Origin of the sequence: Pseudoalteromonas sp. S2893 (assembly GCF_005887105.1) — a bacterium.
GTDB lineage: Bacteria > Pseudomonadota > Gammaproteobacteria > Enterobacterales > Alteromonadaceae > Pseudoalteromonas > Pseudoalteromonas atlantica.
The window spans coordinates 1-17,497 of the sequence record NZ_PNCY01000050.1; the positions used below are offsets into that span (position 1 = coordinate 1).

General features: G+C 41.3%; 15 protein-coding genes and 2 tRNA genes. 13 read left to right on the plus strand and 4 right to left on the minus strand.

All coding sequences use genetic code 11. The features are described 5' to 3' along the window. Positions 1-227 precede the first annotated feature (227 nt). Positions 228-1,184, plus strand: a complete 957-nt coding sequence (locus CWC04_RS17525) for a mechanosensitive ion channel family protein (RefSeq protein WP_126005963.1) — start codon at positions 228-230, stop codon at positions 1,182-1,184. An 803-nt stretch (positions 1,185-1,987) separates the two neighbouring features. Here CWC04_RS17525 and CWC04_RS17530 read toward each other — a convergent pair. After that, positions 1,988-2,308 carry a BON domain-containing protein gene (locus tag CWC04_RS17530; RefSeq protein ID WP_004587996.1) on the minus strand — a complete coding sequence of 107 codons (321 nt, stop codon included), beginning with the start codon at positions 2,306-2,308 and terminating at the stop codon, positions 1,988-1,990. A 229-nt stretch (positions 2,309-2,537) separates the two neighbouring features. Further along, the gene (srmB, locus tag CWC04_RS17535) at positions 2,538-3,767 is read right to left on the minus strand and encodes an ATP-dependent RNA helicase SrmB (protein ID WP_138686026.1); all 1,230 of its coding nucleotides are present in this window, start codon (positions 3,765-3,767) and stop codon (positions 2,538-2,540) included. A 76-nt stretch (positions 3,768-3,843) separates the two neighbouring features. Here srmB and CWC04_RS17540 point away from each other — a divergent pair, with 76 nt between their 5' ends. From CWC04_RS17540 to CWC04_RS17550, 3 genes are all read left to right on the plus strand, one after another. Next, complete coding sequence (locus tag CWC04_RS17540) at positions 3,844-4,542, plus strand: tRNA1(Val) (adenine(37)-N6)-methyltransferase (protein ID WP_138686027.1); 699 nt, start codon at positions 3,844-3,846, stop codon at positions 4,540-4,542. Between the two features lie 155 nt (positions 4,543-4,697). Beyond that, positions 4,698-6,704: an alpha-amylase gene (locus CWC04_RS17545; protein WP_138686028.1), complete on the plus strand. Its 2,007-nt coding sequence runs from the start codon at positions 4,698-4,700 to the stop codon at positions 6,702-6,704. A gap of 179 nt (positions 6,705-6,883) precedes the next feature. Next, entirely contained in the window at positions 6,884-7,330 is a 447-nt protein-coding gene (locus tag CWC04_RS17550; RefSeq protein WP_055254841.1) for a DUF2147 domain-containing protein, read from the plus strand. 2 nt (positions 7,331-7,332) lie between these two features. Here the strand turns inward: CWC04_RS17550 and CWC04_RS17555 are convergent, their stop codons facing one another. Then, positions 7,333-8,247, minus strand: a complete 915-nt coding sequence (locus tag CWC04_RS17555; RefSeq protein ID WP_138686029.1) for a LysR substrate-binding domain-containing protein — start codon at positions 8,245-8,247, stop codon at positions 7,333-7,335. Between the two features lie 192 nt (positions 8,248-8,439). Between CWC04_RS17555 and CWC04_RS17560 the strand changes: the two genes are divergently transcribed. After that, positions 8,440-9,387, plus strand: coding sequence for a DMT family transporter (locus CWC04_RS17560; RefSeq protein ID WP_085065539.1), 948 nt, complete (start codon positions 8,440-8,442; stop codon positions 9,385-9,387). Positions 9,388-9,419: 32 nt separating this feature from the next. Here the strand turns inward: CWC04_RS17560 and fldB are convergent, their stop codons facing one another. Then, the gene (gene fldB, locus CWC04_RS17565) at positions 9,420-9,941 is read right to left on the minus strand and encodes a flavodoxin FldB (RefSeq protein ID WP_138686030.1); all 522 of its coding nucleotides are present in this window, start codon (positions 9,939-9,941) and stop codon (positions 9,420-9,422) included. Between the two features lie 106 nt (positions 9,942-10,047). On the opposite strand from fldB, the gene xerD reads away from it, so the two are divergent. The 8 genes from xerD to CWC04_RS17605 all read left to right on the plus strand — a co-directional run bounded on the left by xerD (position 10,048) and on the right by CWC04_RS17605 (position 17,495). After that, on the plus strand, positions 10,048-10,974 hold the full coding sequence (xerD, locus tag CWC04_RS17570) for a site-specific tyrosine recombinase XerD (RefSeq protein ID WP_055254835.1): 927 nt from the start codon (positions 10,048-10,050) through the stop codon (positions 10,972-10,974). A gap of 60 nt (positions 10,975-11,034) precedes the next feature. Continuing rightward, positions 11,035-11,763 (plus strand): bifunctional protein-disulfide isomerase/oxidoreductase DsbC, encoded by a 729-nt coding sequence (dsbC, locus tag CWC04_RS17575; protein WP_004588004.1) that lies wholly within the window; start codon positions 11,035-11,037, stop codon positions 11,761-11,763. A 294-nt stretch (positions 11,764-12,057) separates the two neighbouring features. Beyond that, complete coding sequence (gene recJ / locus CWC04_RS17580; RefSeq protein WP_054983767.1) at positions 12,058-13,779, plus strand: single-stranded-DNA-specific exonuclease RecJ; 1,722 nt, start codon at positions 12,058-12,060, stop codon at positions 13,777-13,779. Positions 13,780-13,923: 144 nt separating this feature from the next. Then, a protein-coding gene (gene prfB / locus CWC04_RS17585) for a peptide chain release factor 2 (RefSeq protein ID WP_096041210.1) occupies positions 13,924-15,022 on the plus strand; the annotation gives its coding sequence in 2 pieces (ribosomal slippage) (positions 13,924-13,998 and positions 14,000-15,022; 1,098 coding nt in all). Positions 15,023-15,048: 26 nt separating this feature from the next. Continuing rightward, on the plus strand, positions 15,049-16,584 hold the full coding sequence (gene lysS, locus CWC04_RS17590) for a lysine--tRNA ligase (RefSeq protein WP_138686031.1): 1,536 nt from the start codon (positions 15,049-15,051) through the stop codon (positions 16,582-16,584). Positions 16,585-16,980: 396 nt separating this feature from the next. Further along, positions 16,981-17,163, plus strand: coding sequence for a hypothetical protein (locus CWC04_RS17595; protein ID WP_024031585.1), 183 nt, complete (start codon positions 16,981-16,983; stop codon positions 17,161-17,163). A 128-nt stretch (positions 17,164-17,291) separates the two neighbouring features. Next, positions 17,292-17,384, plus strand: a tRNA-Ser gene (locus tag CWC04_RS17600). 34 nt (positions 17,385-17,418) lie between these two features. Beyond that, positions 17,419-17,495, plus strand: a tRNA-Arg gene (locus CWC04_RS17605). Positions 17,496-17,497: the final 2 nt, after the last annotated feature.

Genomic DNA, 17,497 nt, shown 5'->3' on the forward strand with positions numbered 1-17,497 from the left:
GCTCCAAATGCTTATTTAAAGCCTAATGTATAATCTCGCTGAGTACGCTTAACGTCTTTAGTTTTAGTGGTTTTCATAAAATAAGTCCAAAATGTGTAAACACATTTCAGGACAAGACAAAACAATGAGTTAAAAAGCCATGCATTGCATGGCTTTTTTTATGCTGGCGCTAAACTTGCTAACTTCACCTACTATTAATGAGATAAAAAATAGATAGGTGTAAAAATATGATCAGCATACCTTCAGTAGCCGAAGCCGAAAAACTCATCGAAGAAAAACTCGGAGGGTGGTTTGATGTAGTAATAAGCCACATCCCAAACTTTATTGTGGCAGTGGTGATAGCCATTGTATTTTCAATAATAGCGCGCTTTGCCGGCCAGCTAATGAAAAACCTATTAAGGCGCTCACTCGACTCTAAGCAAATTGCTGATTTAATGGCGTCTATTTTTAAGGTTATTGTGTTATGTGTGGGCCTATTTATCGCTTTAGATTTTATGGGGTTAAAAGGCACAGTCACATCGTTACTAGCGGGTGCGGGTATTGTGGGTTTAGCCATTGGCTTTGCTTTTCAAGACATGACCGAGAACTTAATTGCCGGTATTGCTATGGGAATACGCAAGCCATTTAAAGCGGGTGATGTAATTGAAACCGACGATGTATTTGGCTCGGTACATTCTATAAACCTGCGTAACACGCTAATAGAGAGCTTTTACGGGCAGTTAATACTGGTACCTAACAAGGTATTATTTAGAAATGTGTTAAAAAATTACACCACGTTAGGCGTTAGGCGCATAGAGGTACCGGTGGGTATTTCATACGGCGACGACATTGAAAAAGCCAAAGAAGTTATCGTTGATAAAATTAACGAGTTTGACTTTGTAATACGTAAAGAAGAAACCGCTGTGTACGCAGAAGGTTTTGGCGACAGTAGTATTAATTTACTGGTGTGGTTTTGGATAAAATACCCAGGCGAGCCAGACTTTATGACAGTACGCCATAAAGGCGTAGTCGCTGTTAAACAAGCGCTTGATGCTGCAGATATAAGTATTCCATTCCCAATACGTACGTTAGATTTTGGCATTAAAGGCGGTGAAAAGCTCGATGCCATGATAAGCGATAAAATAAACCAACAGTCACCTAAACAACAAGGCGGGAGTAATACGGGTTCAAATCAAAGCGAATGAGCGACTAATACTGGTTTAAACTAGCCCAGTAATAGTTACCCACTAGCAGCGCATTTTTACATAAAAAGTGCGCTGCTAGTAATTTCAAAGCGCTAAGTCGGGTTAAATTTAACTATACTTTTAATAAATTTATTTTAAGTTAATACTTATTTGCTTTTCGCTGCCATCGAATTTTTGATTAGTAGTAAAAGCGTTTCACCACTGTTTTTTGTCATCGATTTTTTTGTAACCTCAGCAGGCAGGCTGGAATAGTGCAGCTATCTAGCTCTATTACTTTGTCGCCTACTTTTAATCCTGCCAAATCAGCATAGACTTTTATAATATCTATTTCACTAATTTCTGGGCTAAAAAGCCGGATACAGACACATCTGCAGCAAAGCCAAAAGTACCTTCCTCTGCATGGCCAATAAGAGGGATTAACAGTAGTGAATAAATCGTTTCATGTATTAGCTTCCTTGTGTAAGTGATGGGGCATTTGCATGCATTAAGTCATATATTATTAACTGTTATTTATGGTGTGGTTAATTAGTGAGTAGTAATAGGTTGCCAACGGTATTAAAAATGCGCTGATTATATGAACTTTACAGCCTTGTTATAGCATTCTTTTATCAAAACTGTAGTAAGTCACTAATTTAAAAGAGTGGGAAAGGGCGGCTAAGTGTTTGCTCTATTTTTAATAGGGGAGCTAAAGCTAGAAGTTTAGATACTAAAGTGTGCTGTTAAGCATAAAAAAGCGCGGCTTGTGTTGGAGAAACAAGCCACGCAGAGGAATAAGTTATATAAACAAATATTGTAATGCGGTATCAGATAACACTAATTTTATTACGGATAATTTTAACGCCATCCATATTTTCTAAAAACTTTTGCGCAAGTGCACGCTGAAAACCTGTTTGCGCTTCACCGTATAGGTCAACTTCACCGTCTTCAACCTGCACGCGAATATCGCTTAATGCTAAGTTTGGGTTAGTGCGTAACGTATTGGTGATTGTTTGTTGTAAGTTAGGTTGAGTAGCCACACTGCTTACTACGGCTAAGTTAGTTGCTGCACTTACTTTTGTAGCGCAAGCTAATAAAAATAAACAACAAAATGATACTAAAGCGATAGTTAACTTAAAGCGGTTCATAACTTCATCCTTACATTACGGTTAATCGTGCAGCTATTCTTAGCTGAGTTACTTTCTCAGTTACAATTTCGATGCCAGTTTTAATTTGTTGAAATACAAGGTTATTTTATTAAGTGAGAATTCAGGTGGGCAATAATTACATTTTAATGGGAATGAGTTACATGCTTGGGTTACATTTGTAACGGGTACAAAAAAGCCGGCAACTGCCGGCTTGTTTATTTATGGTGTGCTATTTCTTTTTAATTTTAGCTTTGGCTTTTTTCTTAGCTTTCATTTTTACCGGATCTTTACGCTTTTTAGCGGGTGGCTTAGCTTCTTTATGCTGTGGCTCAAGCCCTTTAATTATGCGGCGCTTAAGTTTTTGCTCTGTGTATCGCTCAACCTTGTATAAAATGCCAATGTCGTGCGCTTCAACTAATGATATAGCAATCCCTTTTTTACCTGCACGGCCAGTACGGCCAATACGGTGTACATAGACATCGGCAGTGCGCGGCATATCAAAGTTAATTACGTGGCTAATGTCAGAAACATCAATACCGCGGGCCGCAACATCGGTTGCTATTAATATGCGCGTTTTGCCACTGTGGAAATTTTCCATCGCTTTCATGCGCTTATCTTGCGGCATTTCGCCACGCAGCCACGCGGCTTTTACGCCATTGTTAGTTAGCTCACCAATTAGCGTTTCTAGGCGCTCACGGGTTTTTACAAACACAATGGCTTTACTTACATCTGGGCCGTTTAGGGTATTAACCAACAGCTCAAGCTTGTGGTGGTAATCATCAGCAAGGTGAACCCATTGATGAATTTTTGCTTTTTCTTTGCGTGACGATTCGGCTTCAAGTAAAGCTGGGTCGTTTAAAATACGCTCTGCAAATAACTCAACGCTATCGCCTTCTAACGTCGCAGAGAATAAAAAGCACTGACGACGGTTTTTAGCTTCGTCACATATGCGCAGCATTTCTTTTCTAAAGCCCATGTCTAACATGCGGTCGGCTTCATCAAGAATAAGCATTTCTACGTTTTCAGCATGGAAATTTTCGGTTTCAAGGTATTCCATTAAACGCCCTGGTGTGGCGATTAAAATATCGTTATTGTTTTCAAAAATTTCTTTATGGGTGCCGTAGTTTATACCACCTGTTACTACACCAATTTTAAGGTGGGTGCTTTTAGCAAGCAGTTCACATTGCTCATGAATTTGATAAGCCAGTTCACGGGTTGGGGTCATTATTAACACACGTGCAAAACCTGGGTCGCGACGCGGAAAATCCATTAAGTATTGAATAGCCGGAATTAAAAATGCCGCCGTTTTACCTGTGCCAGTAGGTGCTGATGCTAAAATATCGCGACCTTGCAGCGCTTCAGGAATAGCTTGTTGTTGAATGCTGGTTGGTGTCTCGTAGCCCATTTTATCAATGGCGTTGAGTAGTTTAGTATCAAGATCAAATTCAGAAAATTGCATAGAGTGTCTAAAATAAGGGACAATTACCTGCAATTATACGCGCTATACGCCAGTTGGTGAATGAAAAGGTGAAAAAATGTCAGGGTTTACGTTTAAACAATTTAAGGTTGAGCACGATAGCTGTGCTATGAAGGTCTCAACCGACGGCATTTTACTTGGCGCATGGGCGTATTTAAAAGGCGCCCACACATTACTCGATATAGGCACAGGCACCGGTTTACTTGCGCTTATGTGTAAACAGCGCCAACCAGCACTTAGCATAACCGCTGTTGAAATTGATGAAGCTGCTTACAAGCAAGCGCAGCAAAATATAGCCTCTAGCCCGTGGCCAAATATCACAGTAAAGCACACCACTATACAAGCGTTTGAACAGGCGGCGCCATTTGATGTCGTGATATCTAACCCCCCTTATTTTAACCGCAGTTTAAAAGGGCTAAGCGATGCCCGTAACACCGCACGCCATACCGATGGTTTAAGTTTTGACGAACTAATACATGCCTATATGCGTTTAAGTCATGAGCATTCGTGCTTTAACGTAATTTTACCCACCACAGAGGCGGGCTTATTCGTTGAATTGGCAACACAAAACGGGCTTTATTTAAACGCGCATTGCCAAGTAAAAACCACACCAAGTAAAGCATTTAGCCGCAGTTTGATGCGCTTTAGCTTAGTAAACACTTTGCCTGAGCTTACCTCCCTATGCATAAAAGATGACAACAACCGCTACAGCGATGATTATATTGCGTTATGTAAAGCGTTTTACTTGAAGATGTAAGTTTTAAGGCAGGTAATTATCTAGTAATAAAGGATAGTTTACCCATTATGCATACGTATTCAGTTTTTATTTGAGCAACTCTCAAACTAGTGTTAACTACTTGTAAATAACGTCGAGTATGTTGTTTAACTCGCCCAACACTGGAAACACACACTATGAAACTCAGTAAAATGATCACCACTGCAGGTCTTAGCTTAGGTTTAACCTTACCAAGTTTAGTATCGGCTGCGCCTACAACATTTGTGCATTTATTTGAATGGAATTGGCAAGATGTAGCCCAAGAATGTGAGCAGTTTTTAGGACCAAAAGGGTACGCTGCTGTACAGGTGTCTCCGCCTAACGAGCATATTACAGGTAGCCAATGGTGGACTCGCTATCAACCTGTGAGCTACCAACTACAAAGCCGAGGCGGTAACCGTTCGCAATTTATAGATATGGTTAATCGCTGTAACGCCGCAGGCGTCGATATATATGTTGATACATTAATAAACCATATGGCAGCCGGCAGTGGTACGGGCACTGCTGGTAACACTTTTGGTAATAAACAATACCCTATTTATAGCCCACAAGATTTTCACGAAAGTTGCTCTATTAACCCAGAAGATTACGGTAATAACCGTTATCGCGTGCAAAATTGTGAGCTAGTAGGGCTGGCCGATTTAAACACTTCTTCAAATTATGTGCAAAATACATTAGCGGCATATATTAATGATCTTCAAGCTATGGGTGTTAAAGGTTTTAGGTTTGATGCTGCTAAGCATGTTGCTGCAAGTGATATTCAAAGTTTAATGGCAAAAATAAATGGCTCGCCAGTGGTGTTTCATGAGGTGATAGATCAAGGTACTGAAGCAGTTGCTGCCTCAGAGTATTTAAGTACAGGGCTAGTTACCGAGTTTAAATACAGTACGCAGCTTGGTAATACCTTTAGAAATGGCTCGCTTGCATGGTTAAGTAATTTTGGTGAAGGCTGGGGCTTTATGCCAAGTTCATCAGCTGTGGTATTTGTAGATAACCACGACAATCAGCGCGGCCATGGTGGTGCAGGTAATGTAATTACCTTTGAAGATGGCCGTTTATACGACCTAGCCAACGTATTTATGTTGGCGTATCCGTATGGGTATCCAAAAGTAATGTCGAGTTATGATTTTCACGGCGATACAGATGCGGGTGGGCCAAGTGTACCGGTGCACAATAATGGTAATTTAGAATGTTTTGCAAGTAACTGGAAGTGTGAGCATCGTTGGTCTTATATTGCGGGTGGTGTCGATTTTAGAAATAACACAGCCGACAACTGGGTAGTAACAAATTGGTGGGATAACACCCATAACCAGATTGCATTTGGACGTGGTAGCTCAGGTCATATGGCAATTAATAAAGAAGACTCAACGCTTAATGCAACAATTCAAACAGATATGGCGCCTGGACAGTACTGCAATGTGTTAAAAGGCGAGCTTTTGGGTAATGCTACTAGCTGTAGCGGTGAAGTAATAACAGTTAATAGCAACGGCACCATCAATTTAAATGTAGCGCCATGGGATGCAATAGCAATTCATAAAAATGCTAAATTAACCCAAGAGGCAGTGCCTAATAATAGCGACTGGCAAAGAACCGTTATTTTTATTAATGCTCAAACACAAAGCGGACAAGACATGTTTGTACGCGGTGGTATAGATCACACCTATGCAAATACAAACCTTGCTAGAAACTGCCAAACAACAAATGTTGAATGTGCTATGCCAATTCGCCATAACAATCTAAAAAACAATACCACAACGCCTTGGAAAGCAAACGATAACTACCTAGATTGGTATGGAATTGAACAAGGCCAAAGCAGTGAAGCGCAAGGCACTGCCATGGATTGGACTACAAATGTTTGGCCAAGTGAATATGGCGCCCAAAAATCGGTAACAGTAGATGGCTTTGGTGTTACACCCCTTAATATATGGGGCGAACACTATTGGATGCTTGATGTTAATATGGATTGCAGTAAAGCTGTTAACGGATGGTTTGAATTAAAAGCATTTATAAAAAATGGCCAAGAGTGGGAAGGCGATATAAGCCAAGCAAATACCCCCTATACAAGTACTAACCATATGGCACAGTGTGGCAAAATTAATATGTTTGAATTTAACAGCTCAAGTGTAGAGGTACGTGACTTTTAAATACGTACTTTAAAACGCGTACGTTAAAAAACTATCAGCCAATTTAAAAACCAAGTGGGTTAACGCGCACTTGGTTTTTTACTTTTATATGTACCTAAATAGCAGTTTAATTTAATAGTGCGTTTATAAATCAGCTGGTATTATTGTTTTATTCGCCATTTTTTAATTTAGGCAACACAATGAAAAAGTTAAACAAATTACCGTTACTAACTACACTCGCTGCGGCTTTATTTATAAGCCAAGGTGCGCTTGCAAACATGACTCCTGTTGGGCTTTGGAAAACCATAGATGAAGACACCAACGAGGCTAAATCGTATGTACGCATTACTCAAAATGATAAGGTGCTCAGTGGTAAAGTTGAGACTATTTTAGACCCAGCTAAACAAACCGGTATTTGTAAAGAGTGTGATGGGGCATTAAAAAATCAGCCTATTTTAGGAATGACCATAATCACTGATGTAAAACCAGAAGATGATGGCGTGTGGGGCGATGGTGAAATACTTGACCCTACAAATGGTAAAACCTATACCGTGCAACTAACGCCACAAAACGACGGTAAAACATTGGAAGTACGTGGCTATATAGGCTTTTTTTACCGTAACCAATATTGGCAACGTGTGGAGTAGCACTACTCGTTTGCTGTTTTTAAAAACTCGCGTTTAAGCCACGCTCGTAATGCGCTTACCTGTGGGTGATTAAGCATGGCGTGGCTCGTTGCAAAATAAAACTGCTGATGCGGATTTACAATGCTTTGGCCAATTTGCGTGAGCATGCCGTGCTTTATATCGTCGCGTACAAATTGTTTGTGGGTGACCAAAACGCCAAGCTGGCGCATCGCGGCTTGCGTTGCTTGCACTGAAATATTAAAGGTTAAGTTATTATGCTGCTTAGGCTGCGCTAAATTATTAGCCTCGCACCACGTTTGCCAATCGTTTTGCCTACGTGGGTTGGTAACGTAGATTGCTTTAAAACGCTGCAGCAAATTTTGCGCGGTTAACTCATCTTTATTTAAGCCAACTAAAAGTTGTGGGTTACAGACTAAAATTAACTGATCGTCGGCTAGTTTTTCACAGTGATATTTTTGCCACTTATCGGGCTGGCCATGAATAATCGCTGCATCAATCCCTTCGCGCTCTAAATCAAATTCTCCCACCAAGTTAGAAATACGAATGTCACTGTTTGGCGAAATGCGCTGAAAATCAGCCACCCTAGGGATCCACCAGTGCAGTGCTAGTGAGTTAACCATATTGAGTGTTAAATAAGTTGGCTCATTCGCTGTGCTACTAGCCTCTTGGCTGGCTGCTAAAATTTCAGCCATGGCCGGGGCTATGCGTTTGTAATAGCGCTCACCCACAGGGTTGAGCTCAACGCGGCGACCAATGCGATTAAAAAGCGGTGTATTAAGTTGTAACTCTAACGCTTTAATAGACTGACTTACCGCCGAGTGACTAATACTTAGCTGCTCAGCCGCGAGCACCATGCTGCCAGTTTCGGCAACAGCTATAAACGTATAGAGAGATTTTAACGGCGCAGATTTGATCATAGGTTATTTATTAACAGTTAAGTTTTACTTACAGGTTAGTTTAATATTATTCGCTTTTAAATTTATAAAGTACACGTAAAATTAGCGCCATAAAAGCCAATGCCAATTTTTTGAAAAATAATAAATAGATTAAAAAAATTAAGCCTTTAATTTTGCTTTTTACATTCATTTTTTATTCAAAGGATAACTGCGGTGACGTTAAATTCTCGTGCTAGTGTGTTTATGCTGCTCTCTACATTTACCTTGGCGTTAAATAGCTTTATAGCCAAGTTGCTTACCGATTACTTTAGCACCAGCGAAGTGGTTTTTTTACGGGTGTTTTTACCCGCGATTATTATGCTGGCATTGGCGGCAGGTATTAAATGGCAGCTACCTAATAAATCAGCATGGCGAACCTTTGCTATTCGCGCAATTTTTATAGTGCTGTGCCAAAACTGCTTTTTAGTGGCGCTAAATACTTTAACGCTGGTGGAGGCGGTTATTTTATTTAGCACTGGGCCATTATTTATACCGCTAATAGAACGGGTGCTTTTTAAAACTAAATTAAATTGGTTATTGCTACCTACAATGGCGCTGATGTTTGCGGGTGTGATTATTCAAAATATTCATAGCGATGGCATACAATGGCGCTGGAGCTTATTAATTGGTTTAGGGGCTGGTATTTTTAATGCCTGCTCGCAAATCACCTTGTTTAGAGCCAGTAAAATTAAGCTTCCGATGATGGTTATTAACGGTTGGAGTTTTACGCTGGCTGCCATTTTTATGGTGCCAGTATTAATGTTTACCAGCGAAGGTGAGCGCTTTTACCAAGGTTTTGCAATCGATATAAGCAATTATAGTTTATTACTGATGGTGGCATTAATTGGGTTTTCGACTGCTGCAACGCAGTTTTTTAGAGGAAAGGCGTACCGATTAGCCAGTTCTAACTCGCAGTTAGCACCGCTTATTTATTCTAACTTATTATTTGCGTTGTTATTTCAGCTAATTTTTTACGATACAACATTAAGTTTATCGCAAGTAATAGGCTCTGCGCTTATTGTACTAGCATGTATTATTAATACCTTTGCACCTAATTGGCTATTGCAAAGGCAAGCAAAAATACGTGAAAAAAAGTGCGCTAAAAAACTTAGTTATTTGTAATGTATTGGCCTAAACGGTTTAGGCCAAACTCGTTATAGCGTTTCGCTATACTCTGTCATTATTTGTTCAACCCAGCTGGCTATGCGCTCATCGCTTAGCTCGTATTGGCTGTCTTCATCAAGCGCTAGGCCAACAAAGTGTTTGCCATCGGGGGTAAGTGCTTTTGACGCTTCAAACTCGTAGTTTTCATCGTTTGGCCAAAAACCAATTTGCGTAAACGACTGGGTATTTATTTCATCGTGAAGCATACCAAGGGCGTCTTGAAACCATTGTCCGTAACCTTGTTGGTCGCCCATGCCAAATAAAGCAATGGTTTTACCATTTAGGTTTACATCTTTAATGTCGTCCCACTTAGACTCCCAGTCTTCTTGTATTTCTCCAAAATCCCATGTTGAAATACCAAAGATGATAAAGTCGTACTGCTCTGCATTTTTAAGTGGTTCGTCTTTAATATTGTGTAAGGTCACTACATCGGCGCCAATAAGGTCGCGAATTTTTTCTGCTGCCATCTCTGTGTAGCATGTAGTAGAGCCAAAAAATAAACCAATCTGCATCGTATTTATCACTGTGTAATTGCCTGTTATGATAGGGCGCAGTTTACCGTAAGGTATTTTTAATTGATACCTTCTACCGTGGGTATTACCAACATGAGATCACAACGTGACAACGCTACCTGACGATTTACCTGAACCAAATACCGAGCTAAACAGCAACAGCGACTTTCTAGAAACCTTTTTAGATAGCTTGTACTTAGAGCAAGGTGTAAGCGAAAACACCCTTAGCGCGTATCGCAGTGACCTAGATAAGTTTTGTCAGTTTTTAAAAGGCGAAAGCTTAATGACGGTAACCAGCTTAGATATAGAAAGCTATCTAGCGTATCGCGTAGATTTAGGGTTAAAACCACGTAGCACGGCACGCAGCATAAGTGCGTTAAAGCGGTTTTATCAGTATTTTGTACGTGAAAAACGTATCGCAAGCTCACCGCTTGAAAACATTGCGCAACCAAAAGCGGGCCAATCGTTACCTAAAACGCTCTCAGAAGCCGAAGTAGAGGCATTATTAAGTGCCCCCAATATTGAAGAGCCAATGGGGCTGCGCGATAAAGCCATGCTAGAGCTACTTTATGCTACGGGCTTGCGTGTAACCGAGCTTGTAGGGCTGCGTATGGAGCAAATTAACTTGCGCCAGTCGGTTGTGTTTGTAAAAGGTAAAGGCAACAAAGAGCGCTTAGTACCTTTAGGCGAAGAAGCCATGTACTGGCTTGAGCAGTTTTTAAAAGGGGGGCGTGCACAAATGATAAAACACGCCACCGATTTTGTGTTTCCTTCAAAACGCGGTGTAGGTATGACCCGACAAACCTTTTGGCATCGTATTAAACACTATGCTATTTTGGCGTCTATTGAGTCTGATTTATCGCCGCATACATTGCGTCATGCCTTTGCAACACATTTACTTAATCATGGTGCCGACTTAAGAGTGGTGCAGATGATGTTAGGGCACAGCGACTTATCAACTACACAAATTTATACCCATGTTGCCAATGAGCGATTAAAATCGGTACACTCAGAGCATCATCCGCGCGCGTAATATGAAATTTAATATCAGCTTAGCGGTCAATTTAGTACGTATTATTAGATAGAGAAAATTATGAAAAAATTAATGTTAGCAGGTGCAATGTTGTGCACAAGTATTAGTGCATTTGCAAATGGCGTAGCCACAACGCCAGATGCTAATGATCCTATTGTTACTAAATTTGCCACGTTAGGTGTAACAGTTAAGCAAATAAACCCAAGCCCTGTTGCCGGTTTAAAAGAGCTTATTACAAATAAAGGTGTACTTTACGCCAGCCCAGACGGCCAGTTTTTAATGCAAGGCACGCTCATTGATTTAAACAACCGCAGCAACTTAACCGAGCAAGCGTTAAATGGTGTACGTGTTGAAGGTATTAAAGAATACCAAGATTCAATGATTGTTTATAAAGCGCCTAACGAAAAACACCAAATTACGGTATTTACCGATATTAGCTGTGGCTATTGTCGTAAATTACACCGCGAACTAGACGACTTGCTTGATGCAGGCATTACTGTTCGTTATTTAGCATTTCCGCGTGGTGGACTGCAAGGTTCGGGCTACGCCGATTTAATGAATGTATGGTGTGCACGCGACCAACAAGAAGCACTAACAGAAGCTAAATCAGGCGAAGACACTAAAGTAGTTGCCGGTTGTAGCGCACCAGTAGCTGAGCATTACCAGCTAGGCCAAAGCTTTGGTATTAGCGGTACGCCAGCCATTATTTTAGAAGACGGTACAATGATCCCTGGCTACCAGCCAGCCGCGGCATTAAGTGCAGCGCTTGAGGCTAACAAAGCAGGTTAATTAAAAATCTGAGTACCTGTTTAATACCAATCCGCGATAATACTTAATCATTTTGCGGGGCTAAACATGTTGCTAGAGGCGTTAAAAAATGCTTATTTACGGCTGCATAGATGCAGAAGGTAGAGCAATGCAGGAGCAATAGCCGAGAACAACTAAATAGCGAATTTATTGCCTAGCTATCAACACGTTTTTTCAGCCTCAAAATAGATCACTTAATTAAGCGAATTGGTTTAAAAAGGCCTTTATGGCCTTTTTTTGTCTTTTTATTATGAACACCATAAGTTAAAAACCAGCATGAAAAAACTGATCATTGCGCGCGAAAATGTAGACGATTCTTACCTGCCAAGCGATCTGCACCCTGTTATTAAGCAAATTTATGCCACGCGTAACGTGCAAAATGCACACGAGCTAAATAATAGTGCAGCCACGCTAATCGACTTTAAACTGTTTAAAGACATCGACAAAGCCACCGAGCTATTAATTGATGCGCTGAATGCGCAAAGCCGCATTTTAATTGTTGGCGACTTCGATGCCGATGGCGCAACCAGTACAGCCACCTTAATGCAAGGCTTGGCAATGTTTGGTTTTAATAACTTAGACTACCTTGTACCGGACAGGTTTAGCTTAGGCTATGGTTTAAGCCCAGCGCTTGCGGAGCAAATTGTTGATATAAAACCAGAGCTGGTCATTACGGTAGATAACGGTATTTCGTGTATTGCAGGCATAGACATACTGAAAAAAGTGGGCATTAAAGTACTGGTTACTGATCACCACTTGCAAGGGGAGCAGCTCCCTAATGCCGATGCAATTGTTAACCCAAACCGCCATGATTGCCGTTTTCCATCAAAATCAATTGCGGGTGTCGGCGTTGCCTTTTACTTGCTTATAGCCCTTAGAAGCACGTTACGAGAGCAAGGTTATTTTGAACGCCATGCTATGCCAAATTTAGCCGACTTGCTTGATATAGTTGCCCTAGGCACCGTGGCCGATGTAGTCGCGCTTGATGCAAATAACCGCACTTTAGTACACCAAGGGTTAGCGCGTATTCGCAGCGGTAAAACACGCCCAGGTATTACTGCGCTTATTGAAGTGGCTAATCGTAATGCTGCGCGTTTAAGCGCCAGTGACTTTGGTTTTTCGTTGGCCCCGCGTTTAAACGCAGCAGGGCGACTAGATGACATGAGTTTGGGCATAGCGTGCTTATTAAGTACCGATATAAACCAAGCAAGGCGAATTGCCAGCGAGTTAGATAGCTTAAACCATGCACGGCGCGAAATAGAGCAGGGCATGCAAGCCGAGGCTCAAGCAGTGCTTGATAGGCTCGCGTTTAGTGACGACAACATTCCCGATGCCATTTGTTTATACCAAGAAGATTGGCACCAAGGTGTTATTGGTATTTTGGCGGGTCGCTTAAAAGAAAAATACCACCGCCCAACCGTTATTTTTGCCGGCGGCGAAAACGGTGAAATAAAAGGCTCGTGCCGCTCTATTGAAGGGCTACACATGCGCGATTTACTCGAAGGGCTAAATACCGCCGACCCGCACTTAATTAATAAATTTGGCGGCCACGCCATGGCGGCAGGGCTAAGTATTGATGAGCAAAACTTTAATGACTTTAAAAACGCGTTTGATGCTGCTGTAAGCGCGCAATTAAGCGAAGAAAGTAAACGCTGCATTGTATTTACCGATGGCGAGCTGCCAAACGAGTGCTTTACAATGGACTTTGCTCAGCTATTGAAGCAATCAGGCCCATGGGGGCAGCAATTTCCTGAGCCGGTATTTGAGCACACCTTTGAAGTTATTCAGCAGCGTATAGTAGGCGAAAAACACTTAAAACTGGTGCTTAAACATCAATCTGGGCGCTTAGTTGACGCCATTGCATTTGGAATAGATGTAAAAGCATGGCCCGACACCGAGGCCCGTTATGTCAAAGTGGCTTATCAGCTCGACATAAACGAATTTAGAGGCAAGTTTAGCCTGCAATTAATTGTCCGCGAGCTTGAAAAAGTGCATTAAAAAATATGCACAATGCATGCATAAAAGGCTAATAAAGCGCGCGGTTTTTTGTTAAAATCGGGCGTTTTTATCATTTGACGATAATTTATTGCGTTTAGTGCTAATTTTAGCGCGCAATAATCTAGCCATTTTGGAGTAATGTACATGTTTGAAGTGAATCCTGTGATTAATCAAATCAAGGAAATTCGCGAACGTACTGAACTGCTTCGGGGGTACCTTTGACTACGCTCACAAACAAGAGCGCCTAGAAGAAGTAAACGCCGAACTTGAAGATTCAGCCGTATGGAATGAACCTGAGCGCGCACAAGCACTTGGTCGTGAAAAATCAGCCTTAGAAGCGGTTGTTGAAACAATCGACAACTTAGTAGCAGGTGCTGACGACGTAGAAGGTTTATTAGAGCTTGCAGTAGAAGCAGAAGATGAAGACACGTTTGTTGAAGCGCAAACTGAACTTGAAGGCTTAAATAAACAGCTTGAGGGTTTAGAGTTTCGCCGTATGTTTTCGGGCTCTCACGATGCAAACGATGCTTACCTTGATTTACAGTCGGGTTCTGGCGGTACTGAAGCACAAGACTGGTGTAACATGTTATTACGCATGTACTTACGCTGGGGCGAAGCGAAAGGCTTTAAAGTTGAGCTAGTAGAAGCAACCGATGGCGATGTGGCCGGTATTAAAGGTGCAACAGTGCGCTTTGTAGGCGAATACGCATATGGTTGGCTGCGCACAGAAACAGGTGTACACCGCTTAGTACGTAAAAGCCCATTTGATTCAAGTGGTCGTCGTCATACCTCGTTTGCCTCTGCGTTTGTTTACCCAGAAGTAGATGACAATATTGAAATTGATATTAATCCGGCTGACTTACGTATAGACGTTTACCGTGCATCGGGCGCGGGTGGTCAGCACGTTAATACCACCGAATCGGCAGTACGTATTACTCACGTACCTACCAACACGGTTGTTCAGTGTCAAAACGAGCGATCTCAACACAAAAATAAAGCCCAAGCAATGAAGCAGTTAAAAGCAAAATTATTTGAGCTTGAACTTCAGCAGCAAAATGCTGAAAAGCAATCGCAAGAAGACGCAAAGTCGGATATTGGCTGGGGAAGTCAAATTCGTTCTTACGTACTTGATGATGCACGTATTAAAGATTTACGAACTGGCGTTGAAAACCGTAATACGCAATCGGTACTTGACGGCAACCTAGACAAATTTATTGAAGCCAGCCTAAAATCTGGCCTATAACCACCAAGCTAAAAAAGAGCTAAAAAATGACTGATCAAATCCAAGACGAAAATAAGTTAATCGCTGAGCGTCGCGGCAAATTAGACGCTATTCGCGAAAATTGCCCAGCCAACGGTCATCCTAATCAGTTCCGTCGTGAACATTACACGGCTGATTTACAGGCTGAGTTTGGTGATAAGAGTAAAGAAGAATTAGTAGAGCTTAAGCACGTTGTATCAATTGCTGGCCGTATTTTAGCTAAGCGTGGTCCTTTTATGGCCATTCAAGACATGAAAGGCCGTGTACAAGCTTACGCATCTAAAGATGTGCAAAAAGACTTAAAAGCAAAATATGGCCAACTAGATATTGGCGATATTATTGGTGTTAAAGGTGCGCTTAATAAATCAGGTAAAGGCGATTTATACGTAGAAATGACCGAGTACGAACTACTTACTAAGTCACTACGCCCATTACCAGAGAAGTTTCATGGTTTATCAGATCAAGAAACCAAGTACCGTCAACGTTATGTTGATTTAATTACTAACGAAGCAACGCGCGAAACATTCCGCATTCGCTCACAAGTAGTTGAAGGTATTCGTCGCTTTTTAGCAGAGCGCGACTTTATGGAAGTAGAAACGCCAATGCTACAGGTTATTCCTGGCGGTGCGTCTGCGCGTCCATTTGTGACTCACCATAACGCACTTGATATAGACATGTACTTACGTATAGCACCTGAGCTTTACCTTAAGCGTTTAGTAGTAGGTGGTTTTGACCGCGTATTTGAAATTAACCGTAACTTCCGTAACGAAGGGTTATCAACGCGCCACAACCCAGAATTCACTATGATTGAATTTTACCAAGCCTACGCTGATTACATCGATCTGATGAACATTACCGAAGACATGCTACGTACAGTTGCAACTAACGTTTTAGGTAGCCCAATTGTAGTTAATACCACTAAAGATGAAAACGGCGAAGTTATCGACTCAGTAGAGTACGACTTTGGCCAACCGTTTGAGCGCCTAAGCATGGCTGATGCTATCTTAAAATATAACCCTGAGTTTGATGCTGCGGTATTTAATGACCCAGAAAACCACTTTGAAGAACTAAAAGCGTACGCTAAACAAGTGCACGTTAAAATTCCTGAAAATTGTGTATGGGGCCCTGGTAAGTTTTTATGTGAAATATTTGAAGAGACGGCTGAGCACATGCTTATCCAACCTACATTTATTACAGGCTACCCGTGGGAAGTATCGCCACTTGCGCGCCGTAACGACGAAAACCCATTTGTTACCGACCGCTTTGAGTTTTTTGTTGGCGGACGTGAGCTTGCAAATGGCTTCTCGGAGCTTAACGATGCACAAGATCAAGCAGAGCGCTTTACTCGCCAAGTTGAAGAAAAAGACGCCGGTGATGATGAAGCAATGCATTACGATGAAGACTACATACGCGCACTAGAGTACGGCTTACCGCCTACTGCCGGTGAAGGTATTGGTATTGACCGCTTAGTAATGTTATTTACTGATTCACCAACCATTAAAGATGTTATTTTGTTCCCGCATATGCGCCCACAAGCTGTCTAAGCTTTAACAAAATAAATGCGATAAACGCCGCTAAATTTTAGCGGCGTTTTTGTGTGAGTATAAAAATAAGCGCCAATGCAGAAAAAGTTGGAGAGTAAATTGCTTTATAAAAACAGACGAAAGAGAGGATAAGATTGTTCGCTTTTTAATTAATTAGTACTAAACTAAATTTTAAAGCTAGTTATTAGTACTTATTAATAGTTAATTCAGATTGGGTTATTTAATGTAGCCTTGTTTTAAATAACCTTAATAACGGTGCTATAACGTAATTTTATGACTGTTTTTTAAACATTATGTTGTATTTATGTAAAAAACTTAGCTAAAATACGCCAAAATTTTGAGCTGGGTTAAAATAGCACTCTAAATATGAATTCTCAAATGGACTTAGAATATAATATGAAAGACAACCGAGTTGAAGAATCGCCAGAAACTGACACCACAGAGCAAAAGCGACAAGCTTATTACCGAGCCTGTATTGCTGAATTTCAGCAATTAGGTTACCAAGAGCAATATTTAGCGCAGCTCAAAGATGATTTAGTGCCTTTAATGGGCGTTAATCCACAAGACAAAAATATTTAAATCGTTTACTTTTCAAACCAATTATACAATTAAAGCTGACTTATGTGCGTTCTGTAACCAGATAGTCATTTTTGGCATAAAAGTGTTTGACATATTTTCTGAAATCTTTATTATACGCCCCACAAGACGGAGAGGTGTCCGAGTGGCCGAAGGAGCTCCCCTGCTAAGGGAGTATAGAGTTTGTAGCTCTATCGAGGGTTCGAATCCCTCCTTCTCCACCATTTCTTTTAATGGCAGTCTTGTAAAGTAAAGATTGGGCGCATAGCTCAGCTGGATAGAGTACCTGGCTACGAACCAGGCGGTCGGAGGTTCGAATCCTCCTGCGCCCACCACT

What these genes read in the sequence shown, in the direction of transcription:
- CWC04_RS17525 (WP_126005963.1), top strand. Translation starts at nt 228, where the DNA reads ATGATCAGCATACCTTCAGTAGCCGAAGCCGAAAAACTCATCGAAGAA.
- CWC04_RS17530 (WP_004587996.1), bottom strand. Translation starts at nt 2,308, where the DNA reads ATGAACCGCTTTAAGTTAACTATCGCTTTAGTATCATTTTGTTGTTTA.
- srmB (WP_138686026.1), bottom strand. Translation starts at nt 3,767, where the DNA reads ATGCAATTTTCTGAATTTGATCTTGATACTAAACTACTCAACGCCATT.
- CWC04_RS17540 (WP_138686027.1), top strand. Translation starts at nt 3,844, where the DNA reads ATGTCAGGGTTTACGTTTAAACAATTTAAGGTTGAGCACGATAGCTGT.
- CWC04_RS17545 (WP_138686028.1), top strand. Translation starts at nt 4,698, where the DNA reads ATGAAACTCAGTAAAATGATCACCACTGCAGGTCTTAGCTTAGGTTTA.
- CWC04_RS17550 (WP_055254841.1), top strand. Translation starts at nt 6,884, where the DNA reads ATGAAAAAGTTAAACAAATTACCGTTACTAACTACACTCGCTGCGGCT.
- CWC04_RS17555 (WP_138686029.1), bottom strand. Translation starts at nt 8,247, where the DNA reads ATGATCAAATCTGCGCCGTTAAAATCTCTCTATACGTTTATAGCTGTT.
- fldB (WP_138686030.1), bottom strand. Translation starts at nt 9,941, where the DNA reads ATGCAGATTGGTTTATTTTTTGGCTCTACTACATGCTACACAGAGATG.
- dsbC (WP_004588004.1), top strand. Translation starts at nt 11,035, where the DNA reads ATGAAAAAATTAATGTTAGCAGGTGCAATGTTGTGCACAAGTATTAGT.
- recJ (WP_054983767.1), top strand. Translation starts at nt 12,058, where the DNA reads ATGAAAAAACTGATCATTGCGCGCGAAAATGTAGACGATTCTTACCTG.
- lysS (WP_138686031.1), top strand. Translation starts at nt 15,049, where the DNA reads ATGACTGATCAAATCCAAGACGAAAATAAGTTAATCGCTGAGCGTCGC.
- CWC04_RS17595 (WP_024031585.1), top strand. Translation starts at nt 16,981, where the DNA reads ATGAAAGACAACCGAGTTGAAGAATCGCCAGAAACTGACACCACAGAG.